The following is a 16,912-nucleotide window of genomic DNA, read 5'->3' as shown; positions in this document are numbered from 1 at the left end:
TCCTGTTTACGAGAAGATGATGGCCCAGGCGCAGAGGATTGCGAGCGAGACCAGGAGAGCGAGCAGATAGGGAACGACCGCCCGAAAGAGCTCTGAGGCGGGAATGCGCGTGACGCCGCTGACGACGAAGATCAGCATGCCGAGCGGCGGTGTCAGTCCGTGGATCATCAGGTTGACGACGATGATCACGCCGAACTGAATGGGATCGATGCCGGCGGCAACCGCTGCCGGCAGCAGGATGGGGCCGAAGAGCAGGATCGCGGCGCCGATATCGAGAACGAGGCCGATCACCAGCAGGATGACGTTCGACAGCAGGATGACCGCAAGCGCACTGCCGCCGAGCACTGTCGTCAGGTGCGAGATCAGTCCCGACACGTCATCGACCGCCAGCAAAAAGGCAAAGGGGCCGGCCGTGCCGATGAGAAGGCCGATCGCCGCCGCTTCGACTGCTGCTTGGCGGAAGGCGGCATAGAACGAGAGAATGCCGAGGCGCGCACCGATGCCGAGCAGCAGCGTGTAGAAAGCAGCAAGAGCGGCGGCTTCCGTGGTCGTGACGATGCCGATGCGGATGCCGACGACGACGATGACGCCGAGCCCGAAAGCTGGGATCGCCTGGACCGCCGATTGCCAGCGCTGTCTCGCGTTTGCGCGCGGCAAGGGCACTTGCTCACGTACGGTCAGATGGATGGCGACCGCCAGGCATATGGCCATCAGGCCGCCGGCAAAGAAGCCGCCGAAGAGCAGCGAGCCGACGGAAAGATTGGTGGCGGTCGCAAGGATGAGAAATGCGATCGACGGCGGGATGACATTGTCGAGAACTGATGTCGAGGCGATGATTGCCGCCGCCTGCGCCGGAGGGTAGCCGTGTTTGACCAGCTCGGGCTGGAAGGTCGAGGCGCCGAAGGCGGCATTTGCGACGGACGAGCCGGAGGCGCCGGAAAAGAGGACGCTGGTCAACAGCGTCGTCTGCGCCAGCCCGGCCCTACGATGACCGACCATGGCGGCGGCAAAGCGCACGAGCTGGTTGGCGACTCCGGAGGCCGTCAGCAGGCCGCCGGCGAGCAGGAAGAAGGGAATGGCGAGCAGCAGGAATTTCGATATGCCGGTGACGGTCGCGGAAACGATCGCCGGCTCGGGCAGGCTGCTGCCGAAGGCGATGACGACATAGGCTGCGGCAAGAAAGGCGTGCGGCAGCGGCGCAGCAAGCACGAGCCCGACCGCGGCGATCAGTCCGAGGAAGATACTCGGCGGCCAGTCGAGATCGAGCGAGACATGCGGGATGCCGGCATAGAGCGCGACACCGACGGCAAGCGAGAGCAAAACCGGCAGGATCTTGCCTTCGGCGATGCGCTGCAGCAGCAGCACGACGAGGATCAGCGCGCCACTGGTGCCGAGGAAGCCGAAGCGGATCCATTCCGGCACACCGAGCGTCGGCGACACGCCGCCAAGCATCGTCATGATCTCGCTGCCGCCGAAGCTCAGAATCAGCGCCGAAAGCACGGTGAAGACGTCGGCGCCGATCGGCGTGACCTTCTGCAGGCTTTCCGGCAGCATTTTGACGAAGACGTCGAGGCGCATGGCAAGCGCGCTGTTGAGGCTGAGCGGCGCGCCGAGCGCAATCAGGCCTACATGCAGCCAGATGCCGAGATCCTCGGCACCGATGAAGCCGGCGCTGAAGAAATAGCGCAGGCAGACTGTGACGAGGACCATGAAGAGCAGCACGGCGAGAACGACTGCCGCGGCAATGCCGAGAACTGCTTCGACCAGCCTCAGCGCGCGTGCCGCCATGCGGTCATCCGGAGTAGTCGGTTCAATCGGATGAATTTCGCCGGTAGCCACTGAACTTACCTTCCGCCATGAGGATCCGGCGTTCTGACAATCAAAAGATCGCGATCGACGAGTATCGACCAAGTGTCATTGCGCGCCTTCGAGACTCCCTGCTGAGACCGAACCGCGGCTGCACCTTTTCGCTGAAACAACAGACTTCCTCAAGCAGCCGCATGCAGGAAAAGACAACAGATCGACGTCAGCCGTTGATCGGATTAGAATGTATGCGAGACTATAACTGCGCCCAAAAGCGGCATTTTGATTATTTTTTGCGCACATGCATTTATGCACACTTTTAAGGCGGGCGCGCTTGCCAAAATTGTTGCAGTGCGTCATGAGTATAGCAATGACGCATCTCGATCTGACAATTCTGGTGATCGACGAAAATGCCATTCGCGCCTCCATCATCGAAGAAGGCCTGCGCGAGGCAGGGCATGTGCGCGTCACCGTGGTCCACGAGGTCAACGGCATCGCGCGAATCATTGAAACGCTGATGCCCGACGTGATCATCATCGATATCGAGAATCCCAACCGCGACATGATGGAGCATCTGTTCCAGCTGACGCGCACCGTCAGCCGCCCGATCGCGATGTTCGTCGATCGCTCCGACACGGCCTCGATCGAGGCAGCTGTCGATGCCGGCGTCTCGGCCTATATCGTCGATGGATTGAAGAAGGAACGCGTCAAGCCGATCCTCGACATGGCCGTCAGCCGCTTCAATGCCTTCAACCGGCTGCGGCGGGAGCTTGCCGATGCCCGCTCCGCGCTGGAGGAACGCAAGCTGGTCGAGCGCGCCAAGGGCATATTGATGAAGATGCGCGGCCTGTCGGAGGAAGAGGCTTTCGCCCTGTTGCGCCAGACAGCGATGAACGAAAAGAAGAAGATGTCGGAAATCGCCCAGAGCGTCGTCACTGCCGCAGGGCTGTTGATGTAATGGCCGACCTGATGAATTTCCGGAGGAAACCGGAGTGGATATGATGACTACGACCTCCAACTCCGGCGGCGAGCTGCCCTCGCCCGTGCGGGTGAACAACGAAGGACCGAAAGTGCTGCGGGCCGGTTTCATTCCGCTCGTCGATGCATCGGTGCTGATTGCGGCGGCGGAATTCGGCTTCGCGCGGAAGGAAGGCCTGACGCTCGATCTCGTCAAGGACGTCTCTTGGGCGAATGTGCGCGACCGCCTGGCATTCCGCCAGTTCGACATTGCCCACATGCTGTCGCCGATGCCCGTCGCCTCCATGCTTGGCCTCGGCTCCAATCCCTCGCCGACCATCACGCCATTTTCGCTGGGGCGTGGTGGCAACGCCATCACGCTGTCGACGCGGCTCTTCGACAGGATGCGGGATGACGTGGGATTGCAGGAAACGGCAAGCGCGCTCGACAATGCCCGCGCCCTGGCAAAAACATTGGCGGCAATGAAGGCCCGCGGCGAGCCGCTGCCGACTTTCGCGGTCACCTACCCCTTCTCCTCGCACAATTACGAATTCCGCTACTGGCTGGCAGCCGGCGGCATCGATCCCGACAAGGATGTCAAGCTCGTGGTCGTGCCGCCGCCCATGACTTCGGATGCGCTGGCAGCCGGTGCGATCGACGGTTTCTGCGTCGGCGCGCCGTGGAACATGGTCGCTTCGGAGCGCGGCGTCGGCCGCATCGTCGCCGCCAAACAGGATATCTGGCCGTCGGCACCGGAAAAGGTGATCGGCATGCGGCCGGACTGGGCGGAAAGCCATCCGGAAACCGTTTCCCGGCTGATCGTGGCGCTCGACGCGGCAGCCCAGTGGTGCGACCGGCCGGAAAATCACGATGCACTGGCGGCAGCTCTTGCCGACCCGCGCTATATCGCTGCCCCCGTCGAGATCATTCGCCGTGTACTCGCCGGCGAATTCAGCCTCGACGCAAAGGGCAACCGCCGCATCGTCACCGATTATTTCATGTTCCATTCCGGCTTCGCCAATTATCCCCGGCCAAGCCAGGCGCTTTGGATCTACAGCCAGATGATCCGCTGGGGACAGGCCGAAATCAGCCTCAACATGGCAAGGGCCGCAGCATCCGCTTACCGCCCGGATCTCTATCGCGCGGCTCTCGGTGACGACAACGCACCTGAAGATGCCGATATCCGCATCGAGGGCAGTGACGAGGGCGACCGTTTCATGGACGGCCACATCTTCGACCCGGCGAGACTGCCGGACTATGTCGCAGGTTTTGCCGTCAAAAGCACCCTCGCCTTCGTTTCCGACGACGAGGTCTAACCGATGCCGGCCTGCACAAAACGCCAGCAAGCATCTGCCCGCCTCACGACAAGCGCACAAAATATTGGCATGAGCGAGTGGCGGCCCGAAAAACAAGCAGGCGGCGTGTTTCGTAAAATATCATTTGTATTCAGTGAATTAAACGTAGATCACAAAACTGGCACGCAGTTTGCATGGTCTCTAAAGCACCGGTCAATGACGATCAGCGCAGAGTGAGTGCGCGATAGACGCTCACGGAAGACACAGAGATTGCTCTTCGGATTGAAGAGGTAGGTTTTAGCTTGAACAATCCGGCCGACGGATTGCCTCCAGGCAACCGGGCCAGAAGGCCCAAGAATTCGGCGTCCAACGGCGGGCGCCACCAGCAAAGCCGCTGATCAGGATATTTCGCGCGCCTCGGGTATGCGCGTCCTGACCAGCGGCTTTTTGTTTTAACCCTCAGCGATGGATCGGCACGACCTTGTCGGGCCTCGGAGAAGTTATGTCTGTCATCGAGAAATCACAGCCAATGTCCGCAGGCGAACCAGCCAAGGCATTGTGGATCTCCACTGTAGCCTTCACCCTCTGTTTTGCCGTCTGGACGATCTTCGCGATCATCGGCATTCGCATCAAGCAGGATCTCGGCCTGAACGAGGCCGAGTTCGGATTGCTGGTCGGCACCCCCGTGCTCACCGGTTCGCTGGTGCGCATCGTCCTTGGCATCTGGACGGGCCGTTACGGCGGCCGTCTCGTTTACACGCTCACCATGCTGGCCGCCGCATTGGCGACCTTTCTGCTCTCCTACGCCCAGACCTATACGCAGATGCTGATCGCCGGCCTCGGCGTCGGCCTCGCCGGCGGCTCCTTCGCGGTCGGTGTCGCCTATGTCTCGCCTTTCTTCCCGGCGGAGAAGCAGGGAACCGCGCTCGGCATCTTCGGTGCCGGCAATGTTGGCGCGGCCGTGACCAAGTTTGCCGCTCCCTTCGTGCTGCTCGCATGGGGCTGGCAGGCGGTTGCGGAAATCTGGGCCGTCGGTCTGGCGCTGATGGCAATCGTCTTCTGGTTCACCACGACCGATGATCCGGCCTTCCGTCTGCGCCGCGAACGCCGCGCTGCCTCCAAGAGTTTCGCGCAGGAATTCGCACCGCTGCAGAACGTTCAGGTCTGGCGCTTCTCGCTCTACTATTTCTTCGCCTTCGGCGGCTTTGTCGCCCTGTCGCTGTGGCTGCCGCGCTACCTCGTCGGCGTCTACGGCTTCAACCTGGAAACCGCCGGCATGGTCGCGGCCGCCTACTCCATCCCAGGCAGCATCTTCCGCGCCTTCGGCGGCGTACTATCGGACAAGAAGGGCGCGCGCAGCGTGATGTATATGATGCTTGCCGTGTCGGCCGTGGCCACCCTCATCCTTTCGCTGCCGGCTGCTTCTGGGTCCGGGACGGGTCCGGCGTTCGGCATCACCCCCGTCATCTTCATCGTCGTCATCTTCGTGCTCGGCTTCTTCATGAGCCTCGGCAAGGCTGCCGTCTACAAGCACATTCCGGCCTATTACCCCGAAAACGTCGGCGCAGTCGGCGGCGTCGTCGGGATGATGGGCGGCCTTGGCGGTTTCATCCTTCCGATTGCCTTTGGGCTCCTCAAGGACATGACCGGCCTTTGGTCCAGCTGTTTCCTGCTGCTCTTTGCGATCGTCGTCATCTCTCTCATCTGGATGCACCTGTCCGTCAAGCAACTGTCGCGCCAAGGGCACTCGGCGCCCGTGGCTGCAACCTGATCTAAGGACCTGGAAATATGACCGAAAAACTTGTCATCATCGGCAATGGCATGGCGCCCGGGCGCATGCTGGAGCACCTCTTCGAGCAGGCGCCGGGTCGCTATGAAGTTACGATCTTCAATGCCGAGCCGCGCGTCAATTACGACCGCATCATGCTGTCGCCGGTTCTCTCCGGAGAAAAGGACTACGAGCAGATCATCATTCACGGTGACGGCTGGTACATCAAGCACGGCATCATGCTCTACAAGGGCCACAAGATCGTCAACATCGATCGCGCCGCCAAGACCGTGACCTCCGACCACGGCGTCACCGAAAGCTACGACAAGCTGGTGATCGCAACCGGTTCCGTGCCCTTCATCATTCCCGTTCCCGGCAAGGATCTGCCCGGCGTCATCACCTATCGCGATCTCGACGACGTGCAGGCGATGCTGCTTGCCGCCCAGTCGCGCGAAAAGGCCGTCGTCATCGGCGGCGGCCTGCTTGGCCTGGAAGCAGCGGCCGGCCTTGCCCAGCGCGGCATGGACGTCACCGTGCTGCATGTCATGCCGACGCTGATGGAACGCCAGCTCGACCCGGCCGCCGGTTATCTGCTGCAGAAGGCGGTCGAGGAACGCGGCATCAAGGTCATCTGCAAGGCCAATACCAAGGCGATCGTCGGCAACGGCAAGGTCGAGGGCATCGAGCTTGACGACGGCCGCATCATCCCGGCAACGCTGGTCGTCATGGCCGTCGGCATTCGTCCGAGTGTGGGCCTGGCGAAGGACGCCGGCATTGCGGTCAATCGCGGCATCGTCGTCGATGCCGGCATGCAGACCTCGGACGGCGATATTCTCGCGCTTGGCGAATGCGCCGAGGTCGGCGGCATGGTCTATGGCCTCGTTGCGCCGCTCTATGAAATGGCCCGTATCGCCGCCTCGCATCTTTCCGGCGATCGCTCGCCCGCCTTCGTTCATGCGGATACGCCGACCAAGCTCAAGGTCACCGGCATCGAGCTTTATTCACTCGGCGATTTCGCCGATGGCGACGATCGCGAGGAGATCGTGCTGCGCGATGCCAGCGCCGGCGTCTACAAGCGCCTGGTGCTGAAGGACAATAAGATCATCGGCACCGTACTTTACGGCGAAACTGCCGATGGCGCCTGGTTCAATGACCTGAAGAAGAAGGCAACCGATATTTCGGAGATGCGCGAGACGCTGATCTTCGGACAGGCCTATCAGGGAGGGTCGCCGCTGGACCCTATGGCGGCCGTTGCAGCCTTGCCGGATGACGCGGAGATTTGTGGCTGCAACGGCGTATGCAAGGGCAAGATCACTTCGACGATTTCAGGCAAGGGGCTGACGTCACTCGACGACGTACGCGCCCACACGAAGGCATCCGCCTCGTGCGGTTCCTGCACCGGCCTCGTCGAACAACTCATGGCGCTGACGCTCGGCGACAGCTACAATCCGACTGCGGTACAGCCGATGTGCACCTGCACCGAACTCGGCCATGACGACGTTCGCCGGCTGATCAAGGCCAAGGGTCTGAAGAGCATCCCTGCCGTCATGCAGGAACTCGAATGGAAGACCTCCTGCGGCTGCGCCAAATGTCGGCCGGCGCTCAACTATTACCTGGTCTGCGACTGGCCGGACGAATATGCCGACGACTACCAGTCGCGTTTCATCAATGAACGCGTGCATGCCAACATCCAGAAGGACGGCACCTACTCCGTCGTTCCGCGCATGTGGGGCGGCGTCACCAATTCGAACGAGTTGCGCGCCATCGCCGATGTCGTCGACAAGTTCGAGATCCCGATGGTGAAGGTCACGGGCGGCCAGCGCATCGACCTGCTCGGCATCGAAAAGGAAGACCTGCCCGCCGTCTGGGCCGATCTTGGCAAGGCTGGCTTCGTCTCCGGCCAGGCTTATGCCAAGGGTCTGCGCACCGTGAAGACCTGTGTCGGCTCGGACTGGTGTCGCTTCGGCACGCAGGATTCCACCGGCCTCGGTATCCGCATCGAAAGGTTCATGTGGGGCTCCTGGACGCCGGCCAAGCTGAAGATGGCCGTCTCCGGCTGCCCGCGCAACTGCGCGGAAGCAACCTGCAAGGACATCGGCGTGATCTGCGTGGATTCCGGTTTCGAGATCCATTTCGCCGGTGCGGCCGGTCTCGACATCAAGGGCACGGAGGTCCTTGGTCTTGTCCGCACCGAGGACGAGGCGCTGGAGTATATCGTGGCCCTGACGCAGATGTACCGCGAGCAGGCCCGCTATCTCGAGCGCATCTACAAATGGGCCAAGCGCATCGGCCTGGAGGAAATCCGCCGCCAGATCATGGGCGATGCCGAAAAGCGCAAAGCCTATTACGAGCGCTTCGTCTTCTCCCAGAAATTTGCTCAGGTCGATCCCTGGTCGGAGCGTGTTTCCGGCAAGGACAAGCATGAGTTCAAGCCGATGGCCACGATCGGCTATCCGCAGGCTGCAGAATAAGGAGATGGACATGAACTGGATCGCAATCGGTGACATCTCCGACATCCCGTTGCGCGGCGCGCGCTGCGTGAAGACGCCGCAAGGCAAGATCGCCGTCTTCCGCACGGCCGAAAACGAGGTCTTCGCCATCGAGGATCACTGCCCGCACAAGGGCGGCCCGCTCTCCCAGGGCATCGTCCACGCCAAGTCAGTCACCTGCCCGCTGCACAACTGGGTTATCTCGCTGGAAACAGGCAAGGCGCTCGGCGCCGACGAAGGCGAGGTCCGGACGATACAGGTGCTGAACGAAGACGGCAGGCTGTTCATCGCCCTGGAAAGCCTGATGATGGCGGCGGAATAGATGGCGGCTGAGGTCAAGACCACCTGTCCCTATTGCGGTGTCGGCTGCGGCGTTATCGCCACGGTCGACGAGGCCGGCGCAGTCAGCGTCAAAGGAGATACGGAGCATCCGTCGAATTTCGGCCGGCTCTGCTCGAAGGGTTCAGCCCTTGCCGAAACCATCGATCTCGATGGCCGGCTTCTCCACCCCGAGATCGAAGGCGAACGGAGCGGCTGGGACGAGGCGCTTGATCTGGTCGCCCGCCGTTTTTCTGAAACGATCGCCGAACACGGGCCTGACGCCGTTGCCTTCTACGTCTCGGGCCAGTTGCTGACCGAGGATTACTATGTCGCCAACAAACTGATGAAGGGCTTCATCGGCTCCGGCAATATCGACACCAATTCAAGGCTCTGCATGTCGTCTTCCGTGGCGGGGCATCGCCGCGCCTTCGGCGCCGATACGGTGCCCGGGACCTATGAGGATATCGAACTTGCGGATCTGGTAATCCTGACCGGCTCCAACCTTGCCTGGTGTCATCCCGTCATCTACCAGCGGCTTGCCGCCGCAAAGACGGCGCGGCCAAACATGCGGATCGTCGTCATCGATCCGCGGCGGACGATGACCTGCGACATCGCCGACCTGCATCTCGCCATCCGCCCGGACGGCGACGTTGCGCTGTTCATGGGACTGCTTGCCCATCTCGCGACCAGTCCGGCAATTGACCAGAATTATATCGGCGCCCATACCGAAGGTTTCGGCGATGCTTTTGCGGCCGCCGCCGCGCTCGATATCAACGATCTCCTGGAACGGACCGGCCTGCCCGCCATGCAGATCAGGGAGTTCTTCCGCCTGTTCGAGACGACGCCTAAGGTCGTGACCTGCTACAGCCAGGGCGTCAATCAATCTTCCTCCGGCACCGACAAGGTCAATGCCATCCTCAACTGCCACCTGGCGACCGGCCGCATCGGTCGCCCCGGCATGGGACCGTTTTCGCTGACCGGCCAGCCGAACGCCATGGGCGGGCGCGAGGTCGGCGGTCTCGCCAATATGCTTGCCGCCCATATGGCGATCGAAAATGCCGAGGACCGCGACCGCGTGCAGCGCTTCTGGAACTCGCCCGTCATCGCCGCGAAGCCCGGCCTGAAGGCGGTCGACATGTTCCAAGCCGTGGCCGACGGACGTATCAAGGCGCTGTGGATCATGGCCACCAATCCCGTCGTCTCGATGCCGGATGCCGACAGCGTCGAAAGCGCGATCGCCGCCTGTCCCTTCGTCGTCGTGTCGGACATCCTCAAAGAAACGGATACGACCCGGCACGCAAATGTGCTTCTGCCCTCGCTCGGCTGGGGCGAGAAGGATGGCACCGTCACCAATTCCGAACGGCGCATTTCAAGGCAGCGGCCGTTTCTCGATCTCCCCGGCGATGCAAGGGCCGACTGGTGGCAGCTTGCGGAGGTCGGACGCCGCATGGGATTTGCCGCCGCCTTCGATTTTGATGCGCCGGCCGCAATCTTCGACGAGCACGCCGCGCTTTCCGCCTTCGAAAATAACGGCAGCCGCGACTTCGACATCGGCGCGCGCGCCGGCATGAGCGGCGGGGCTTATGACGAACTGTCGCCCTTCCAGTGGCCGCAGGCGACAGGGACAGAACCGAGCATCACCCGTTTCTTCGCCGAGGGCGGTTTCTTCCATCCCGATCGCAAGGCGCGCTTCGTCGCGGTCAAACCGCCCGCAACCGATCGCACCAATGCCGAGTACCGCTTCACGCTGAATACCGGGCGCATCCGCGACCAGTGGCACACGATGACGCGAACCGGAAAGAGCGCGCGGCTTTCCGCCCATATCGCCGAACCCTTTGCCGAGATCCATCCGCGCGACGCGATCGAGACCGGTATATCAAGCGCGGGCCTCGTCGAGATCGACAGCCCCCACGGCAAGGCAATCGTCAGGGCGCTGGTGACCGATCGCCAGGCGCGCGGCGGCATCTTTGCGCCGATGCACTGGAACGACCAGTTCGCCGCAAGAGCGCGAATCGACGCCGTCGTCGCGCCGATAACCGACCCCGTATCCGGTCAGCCGGCATCGAAGAACATTGCCGTCGCCGTCCGGCCCTTCCGCGCCACCCACTACGGTTTCGCCGTCTCCGCCACAAAACCCGCCACGCTCGACGCCGCCTATTGGGCGCTGGCGAAAGCCGCCGGCGGCTGGCGGCTGGAGCTTGCCTTCGGCGACAACGTCGAAGACTGGACGGCCTGGTGCCGGGCGGTTTTCGCCATTCCGGCCGAGATCGAACCGCTTGGTTATGCCGACCGGCAATCCGGCGACCTCAGGCTCGCCTTCTTCGATGGCGAGGTCCTGCTTGCGGCGCTGTTTCTGGCCCGCGAACCCGTCGCTGTCGCGCGCAACTGGGCGATTTCGCAGCTCTCCGCCTCACATGGCGACCTCAGAAAACGCTTTGCGCTCGTTGCGGGTCGTCCGGGAGCAGGCAGGCCGGATCCGGGCGCCACCGTCTGCTCCTGCTTCAGCGTCGGGGTCAACCAGATCGCGGCTGCCGTACGCGGCGGCTGTCACAGCGTCGAAGCGGTCGGCAAGGAAACCAGCGCTGGAACCAATTGCGGCTCCTGCCGCAGCGAAATCGGCAGCATCATCGATCGCTGTCTTGCCGCAGCCGCGGAGTGAACCGCACAGAAGCAAGCAGGACGCAGCCGAGCACCGTCAGGCCGCGTTCGGGACGATCAGCATCCTGTGATCGGAGGAGATGCGGACCGAGATCTCGTCATAGGATGAAAGCGTCGGATGCGGCGTCTCCATCTTTTGGTGATGTGTTGCCGTGATGATCATGACATCGGCGCCCGCCGCCTCGCCGGCGGTAATGCCGGCTGCGACATCCTCGAACACCAGGCAGTCCTGCGTGCTGACGCCGAGGCGCTCGGCCCCGAGGATATAACATTGCGGGTCAGGTTTTCCGACCTTCACGTCCTCCGCCGTCACCATGAATTTCGGCACCGGCAAGCCTGCCGCCTCCAGCCGCCGGTGAGCAAGGCGCAACGGCGAGGAGGTGACGATCGCCCAGCGATCCGGGGGCAGTGAACTCAGAAAGGTCGCGGCGCCGGGAATGGCAACGACGTCGCTGACATCGGCGATTTCGGCCTCGGTCACCAGCTTCGATTCATGTTCGGGATCGACTCCAGGCAGGTTCAGCCGGGTGATCGTGTCAATGCCACGCGATCCATGCATCTTCGGTAAAAAGGTGGCGACATCGAGCCCGTGACGCCTTGCCCAGTCGCTCCATACACGCTCGGCCGCACGGATCGAATTGAGGATGGTGCCGTCCATATCGAACAGGAAGGCGGCATAGGGCTTCTCGAAGCCGCGGGGCATCGGCAGGGACAAAGGCGGATCCTTTTAAGGAGGGATGTCGGATGGTCGCTATCGATTGATGAAACGGCAAATCGTTGTGTTTTGCAAGCTTTCGGCTCAACGAGTGACCGCCCCAAACTGCTTTGGCCTAGAAGGCTGTGCTGGCGGTCGTGGTGATCAGGTTGCAGGAGAGTCGAAGGCCGATCGGATCGTGGCACAGATCATCCGTGCCGCTGGCGAGTTCCAGCCCGGCTGGAGCATCGGCACGCAGGTAGGTCTGCGTGGTCAGGTCGACGCGCACGGGAGCAGCGGTCCAGAGTGAGGGACGGCTGACGTCGATTGCCGAAATTTTAGCCTTGTCATTCCTGACGGCGTAGGAGGCGACCGCCATGCCACTCATCGTCAAGGTGAGTGCAAGCACGATCTGGAGACCGAGATCTGCGGCTTCGCGAAAGGAGATGAACATAGCGGCCTCATGCCACGGTTTTTTAGTATCTCCGCATGCAAGTAGGACATGTGCTGGCGCCGATCCAGCGACATCGCCCGTTAAGGTTTACGCATAACCATGCCGGGTATGCCGCAGAGCTTGAATGCAGGTTTTCTGCAAATTTCGGAACAATGATTCCATCAGACAGTTACCCCAGGGTCATCCAAGATGAAAATCCAAGGAGGATATCCCATGTCTAGATCCCTTATTGCCGCTTCGCTGCTCGCGATCGGCATGGCGTCGTCGGCTTTTGCCCAGTCTAACCCGAGTCCGATCGGGCCAACGAATGGCGGCTCGACCGATCCCGGTTCCGGCACCTATTCATCCGATTACACCAACGATGACAACGGCATTCGTCCGGTAACCGTCTCGCCGGTCGATCCGACGACGACACAGAGCATCGGCCGACCGCAGACGATGGAATGCCCCGGCATGCCGCAACAGATGTCCGGCGTCGACACGCGCGGCGGTCAGAGCGGCGCATCGATCAGCGAAGCCTGCCGCGAATACGACAACTAGGCGACAGACTGCCACTCTTGGAAAAGGCCGGTTCACACCGGCCTTTTTCATGCCGCCGACAGCCGTGAGAGCTTTTTTCCCACCAGATGAAACTTTTGATCCGGGCGTTCCGTACATGCGTAGCGGGTTGAAAAGAACACAAGCGGGGAACGGCTTCATTGGCAAAGGACGCAGCAAAACCGGTCATCCTCTGGTTTCGCAAGGACCTGCGCCTTGACGACAATCAGGCACTCACCGCCGCCCATCGTTCCGGGCGGCCGATTATCCCGCTCTATATCAGCGAGCCTGAGACGGCAGGCACCGGTCCGCTGGGTGCTGCGCAGGCCTGGTGGCTGCATCACTCACTCAAAGCGTTGGACAGGTCGCTGCGCAAGCGACAGGGACGGCTTGTGCTTGCAAGCGGCGAGGCGCTCGAAGTGCTCTGCGTCTTTATCAAGGAAAGCGGTGCCGACGCCGTCTTCTGGAATCGGCGCTACGATCCATCAGGAACGTCGATCGACATCCGTATCAAGCACCAATTGGAAAAGCAGGCGATCGAGGTGAGAAGCTTCGGCGGCCAGTTGCTGCACGAACCCTCCCGTCTGATGACCGGCAACGGCACGCCCTATCGCGTCTACACGCCATTCTGGCGCGCGCTGGAGGGCGGCGGCGAACCGGAGCCGCCGCTGGAGGCGCCGGCAAAACTGCGGCTGACATCGCAATTTCCGAAATCGGAAACGTTGGAGAGCTGGAAGCTGCTTCCGGCGAAACCGGACTGGGCGGGCGATTTTGCCGATCTCTGGACACCCGGCGAAGAGGGCGGGCACGAAAAGTTACGTGCCTTCGTCGAAGACGCGCTCGACGGCTACAAGGAAAACCGAGATTATCCAGCGAGGCCGACGACGTCGATGCTGTCGCCGCATCTGGCGCTGGGCGAAATATCCCCTGCCCGCATCTGGGATGCCACACGCGGCCTGTCGCAACGCGTGCCAGCAGCCGACATCGTGCATTTTCGCAAGGAGATCGCCTGGCGCGAATTTTCCTATCACCTGCTTTTCCATTTTCCGCGTCTTGCCTCTGCCAACTGGAACGATCGTTTCGACGGTTTCGAATGGCGCAACGACAGCGGGGATTTCCAGGCGTGGCGCCGCGGCATGACCGGCTATCCGATCGTCGATGCCGGCATGCGCCAGCTCTGGCGCCATGGCTGGATGCACAATCGCGTGCGCATGATCGTCGCCTCCTTCCTCATCAAGGATCTGATGATCGATTGGCGCCGGGGCGAGGCCTGGTTCCGGGATACGCTTGTTGATGCCGATCCCGCCAACAATGCCGCAAGCTGGCAATGGGTGGCGGGCTCGGGAGCCGATGCCTCGCCATTTTTCCGCATCTTCAATCCGGTGCTGCAGGGCGAAAAATTCGATCCCGACGGCGACTATGTAAGGACTTACGTGCCGGAGCTTCGAGAGCTCGGGGCAAAATACATCCACCGGCCGTTCGAAGCGCCGACGAGCATGCTCGACGAGGCCGGCATCACGCTTGGCCAAACCTATCCAAAACCGATCGTCGATCACGCGAACGCCCGCAACAGGGCGCTCGCCGCTTACAGCGCAACGAGGGATGCCGCATGAACGCACACTTCCGTCCCGCTCCACGCCGGCTGAGGATCGCCGTCATCGGCTCCGGCATCTCGGGCGCCTCCGCAGCCTGGGCACTGTGTCAGGTGCATGACGTTACGCTGTATGAAAGCAAGGCGCGGGCCGGAGGCCATACGGCGACGGTCGACGTGGATTACGATGGGGTTCAAATTGCGGTCGATACCGGCTTCATCGTCTATAACGAGCAGAATTATCCCAATCTGACGGCGCTGTTTGCCGAACTCGGCATCGCGACGCATGCAAGCGATATGAGCTTTTCGCTCTCGCTCGACCGCGGCAGACTGGAATGGAGCGGCGGCGGACTGTCCTCGATCTTCGCGCAGAAGCGCAACCTGCTGCGGCCCTCGTTCTTGTGGATGATCCGCGAGATCCTCCGCTTCAACCGCACCTGCCTCGAAGATCGCACCGCCGGTCATCTCGCCTCGCGCTCGATCGGCGATTATCTTGACTGGCGCGGCTTTTCGCCCGGTTTCACCAACAACTATCTCGTGCCGATGGCGGCGGCGATCTGGTCGACACCATCAGCCCGCATGCTGCAGTTTCCCGCTGAGCAGTTCGTCAATTTCTTCGACAATCACCGGCTGATCTATCGCCGGCAGCACCCGTGGCGCACGGTGACCGGCGGCAGCCGCACCTATCTCGACCGTCTGCTTCGGCCGCTCGGCGAACGCGTGAAACTCTCCTGCGGCGTGCGCGGGGTCATCCGCTCCGAGCGCGGCGTCACGATCATCGACGAAACGGGCAGCCAACACTCGTTCGACAAGGTGATCTTCGCCTGCCACAGCGATCAGACAGCCCGCCTGCTCGTCGATGCCACCGATCGGGAAAGCAGGCTGTTTGCTGCCATTCCCTACCAGCCGAACCGCGTCGTCCTGCATCGCGACCAAACGCTGATGCCGCAGCGGCGCAAGGTTTGGGCCTCTTGGAACTATCTGCGCTCCAGCCGTGAAGATGGAAACGCGGACGTCGCCGTGACTTACTGGATGAACCGGCTGCAGGGCATCGACGAGAAATTCCCGCTATTCGTGACCCTCAATCCCGACCGCGAGCCGGACCCCCGTAAAGTGTTTGCCGAATTCACCTATGAACATCCGCAATTCTCGGCGGAAGCCATGGGCGCGCAACAAGCGCTCACGACCATTCAAGGACAGAATAATTGCCATTTTGCGGGTGCCTGGACGGGCTACGGATTCCACGAGGATGGTCTCGTTTCCGGTCTGGCGGCGGCGGCGGCCCTGGGCGGGATCATACCCTGGCGAACTGTCCGAACCTCGTGGGAACCCCAACCGGATGCGGCGGCATGACAAGGCGCGGCGAAAAACGTGGCATGAACGCGGTAGCCAACGGTGCCCCACCGAATGCCGCGGCAGCGCTCTATGTCGGCGAGATCATGCACCAACGGATGAAGCCGTTCGGCCATCGCTTCCGCTACCGCGTCTTCTCGCTGCTTGTCGATCTCGACAGGCTGGACGAGGCCGGCGGGCTATCGACGCTGTTTTCCGTCAACAGACGCAATCTCGTCTCGTTTCATGAGAAGGACCATGCAAAAACCGGGGACACGTCGCTGCGCGCCTATGCCGACCGGCTGCTCGCCGAGGCGGGGCTCGACCGCGCGAAGAGGATCCTGCTCGTCTGCTATCCCCGAATTCTCGGCTATGTCTTCAATCCGCTTTCCGTCTATCACGCCTATGATGCCGGTGGTGCAGTCGTCGCCATGATCTACGAGGTGCGCAATACTTTCGGCGAGCGACACAGCTATATCTGTCCGGTCGGCCATGGGGAGATGTCGGAAAGCGGGCTTCGCCAGAGCTGCGACAAGCTCTTCCATGTCTCGCCCTTCATCGGCATGGCGGCGCGTTATCATTTCCGCATGCTGCCGCCCGGTGCCGAAATCCGGTGGCGCATCCTGGAAAACGACAACGAAGGCCCGCTGCTCTCGGCGACATTTTCCGGACGGCAGGTGCCGTTGACCAGCGCCTCGCTGCTGGGGTTGACGGCGCGCATCCCCTTCCTCACCTTGAAGATCATTGCCGGCATCCATTGGGAAGCGCTGAAATTGTGGCTGAAGGGCGCGCGCTACGTCAGGCGTCCGGCGCCTCCGCCAGAAGTCAGCATCCGGCAACCCCGCCCACTTGCGGACGCGGCGGAATGACATTACAGCGCCGCGCGCCCCGCGCAACGGACCCAGTAACATTTTGAACTGCTAAATCTGTTTCGATTTCAGGAATTATGCGGTAGCTTTCGATGTAATGGCCGGGGGGCGGCCGCGCATATCAGCACGGGCGCGTCGTCCTCC

13 protein-coding genes are annotated in these 16,912 nt (G+C 62.0%); 10 read left to right on the top strand and 3 right to left on the bottom strand.

Annotation, left to right across the window (positions count from 1 at the left end; translation table 11 throughout):
* Positions 1-6 precede the first annotated feature (6 nt).
* The gene (locus OLZ32_RS12900) at positions 7-1,839 is read right to left on the bottom strand and encodes a TRAP transporter large permease (protein WP_264421215.1); all 1,833 of its coding nucleotides are present in this window, start codon (positions 1,837-1,839) and stop codon (positions 7-9) included.
* Positions 1,840-2,173: 334 nt separating this feature from the next.
* On the opposite strand from OLZ32_RS12900, the gene OLZ32_RS12895 reads away from it, so the two are divergent.
* From OLZ32_RS12895 to OLZ32_RS12870, 6 genes are all read left to right on the top strand, one after another.
* Positions 2,174-2,761, top strand: coding sequence for an ANTAR domain-containing response regulator (locus OLZ32_RS12895; RefSeq protein ID WP_018241751.1), 588 nt, complete (start codon positions 2,174-2,176; stop codon positions 2,759-2,761).
* Positions 2,762-2,795: 34 nt separating this feature from the next.
* Positions 2,796-4,076, top strand: coding sequence for a CmpA/NrtA family ABC transporter substrate-binding protein (locus OLZ32_RS12890; RefSeq protein WP_264421213.1), 1,281 nt, complete (start codon positions 2,796-2,798; stop codon positions 4,074-4,076).
* A gap of 481 nt (positions 4,077-4,557) precedes the next feature.
* A complete protein-coding gene (locus OLZ32_RS12885) occupies positions 4,558-5,826 on the top strand; it encodes an MFS transporter (protein ID WP_017991156.1) in 1,269 nt (422 codons plus the stop codon).
* Positions 5,827-5,843: 17 nt separating this feature from the next.
* A complete protein-coding gene (gene nirB / locus OLZ32_RS12880) occupies positions 5,844-8,294 on the top strand; it encodes a nitrite reductase large subunit NirB (RefSeq protein WP_011651608.1) in 2,451 nt (816 codons plus the stop codon).
* 4 nt (positions 8,295-8,298) lie between these two features.
* A complete protein-coding gene (gene nirD / locus OLZ32_RS12875) occupies positions 8,299-8,634 on the top strand; it encodes a nitrite reductase small subunit NirD (protein WP_017960132.1) in 336 nt (111 codons plus the stop codon).
* Complete coding sequence (locus OLZ32_RS12870) at positions 8,635-11,292, top strand: nitrate reductase (RefSeq protein ID WP_264421210.1); 2,658 nt, start codon at positions 8,635-8,637, stop codon at positions 11,290-11,292.
* Positions 11,293-11,328: 36 nt separating this feature from the next.
* Here OLZ32_RS12870 and OLZ32_RS12865 read toward each other — a convergent pair whose 3' ends face one another.
* Both OLZ32_RS12865 and OLZ32_RS12860 read right to left on the bottom strand, forming a co-directional pair.
* On the bottom strand, positions 11,329-12,006 hold the full coding sequence (locus tag OLZ32_RS12865; protein ID WP_264421208.1) for an HAD family hydrolase: 678 nt from the start codon (positions 12,004-12,006) through the stop codon (positions 11,329-11,331).
* A 115-nt stretch (positions 12,007-12,121) separates the two neighbouring features.
* The gene (locus OLZ32_RS12860) at positions 12,122-12,439 is read right to left on the bottom strand and encodes a hypothetical protein (RefSeq protein ID WP_003538856.1); all 318 of its coding nucleotides are present in this window, start codon (positions 12,437-12,439) and stop codon (positions 12,122-12,124) included.
* Between the two features lie 213 nt (positions 12,440-12,652).
* On the opposite strand from OLZ32_RS12860, the gene OLZ32_RS12855 reads away from it, so the two are divergent.
* The 4 genes from OLZ32_RS12855 to OLZ32_RS12840 all read left to right on the top strand — a co-directional run bounded on the left by OLZ32_RS12855 (position 12,653) and on the right by OLZ32_RS12840 (position 16,768).
* Positions 12,653-12,979, top strand: coding sequence for a hypothetical protein (locus OLZ32_RS12855; protein WP_003538855.1), 327 nt, complete (start codon positions 12,653-12,655; stop codon positions 12,977-12,979).
* Between the two features lie 158 nt (positions 12,980-13,137).
* Positions 13,138-14,589 (top strand): cryptochrome/photolyase family protein, encoded by a 1,452-nt coding sequence (locus OLZ32_RS12850; protein ID WP_264421207.1) that lies wholly within the window; start codon positions 13,138-13,140, stop codon positions 14,587-14,589.
* On the top strand, positions 14,586-15,920 hold the full coding sequence (locus tag OLZ32_RS12845) for an NAD(P)/FAD-dependent oxidoreductase (protein ID WP_003538847.1): 1,335 nt from the start codon (positions 14,586-14,588) through the stop codon (positions 15,918-15,920). The genes OLZ32_RS12850 and OLZ32_RS12845 overlap by 4 nt, the downstream gene beginning before the upstream one ends.
* Positions 15,917-16,768, top strand: a complete 852-nt coding sequence (locus tag OLZ32_RS12840) for a DUF1365 domain-containing protein (protein WP_003538846.1) — start codon at positions 15,917-15,919, stop codon at positions 16,766-16,768. The genes OLZ32_RS12845 and OLZ32_RS12840 overlap by 4 nt, the downstream gene beginning before the upstream one ends.
* Positions 16,769-16,912 lie beyond the last annotated feature (144 nt).

Source organism: Rhizobium acaciae, from assembly GCF_025941625.1.
In the GTDB taxonomy this organism is placed as follows: Bacteria; Pseudomonadota; Alphaproteobacteria; order Rhizobiales; family Rhizobiaceae; genus Rhizobium; species Rhizobium acaciae.
Note: the sequence above shows the minus strand (reverse complement) of the source record. Positions and strands in the feature narration are given on the sequence as shown.

Coding starts and splice junctions, on each gene's coding strand:
- OLZ32_RS12885 (WP_017991156.1), top strand. CDS start 4,558: ATGTCTGTCATCGAGAAATCACAGCCAATGTCCGCAGGCGAACCAGCC.
- OLZ32_RS12840 (WP_003538846.1), top strand. CDS start 15,917: ATGACAAGGCGCGGCGAAAAACGTGGCATGAACGCGGTAGCCAACGGT.
- OLZ32_RS12855 (WP_003538855.1), top strand. CDS start 12,653: ATGTCTAGATCCCTTATTGCCGCTTCGCTGCTCGCGATCGGCATGGCG.
- OLZ32_RS12860 (WP_003538856.1), bottom strand. CDS start 12,439: ATGTTCATCTCCTTTCGCGAAGCCGCAGATCTCGGTCTCCAGATCGTG.
- nirD (WP_017960132.1), top strand. CDS start 8,299: ATGGACATGAACTGGATCGCAATCGGTGACATCTCCGACATCCCGTTG.
- OLZ32_RS12870 (WP_264421210.1), top strand. CDS start 8,635: ATGGCGGCTGAGGTCAAGACCACCTGTCCCTATTGCGGTGTCGGCTGC.
- OLZ32_RS12845 (WP_003538847.1), top strand. CDS start 14,586: ATGAACGCACACTTCCGTCCCGCTCCACGCCGGCTGAGGATCGCCGTC.
- nirB (WP_011651608.1), top strand. CDS start 5,844: ATGACCGAAAAACTTGTCATCATCGGCAATGGCATGGCGCCCGGGCGC.
- OLZ32_RS12895 (WP_018241751.1), top strand. CDS start 2,174: ATGACGCATCTCGATCTGACAATTCTGGTGATCGACGAAAATGCCATT.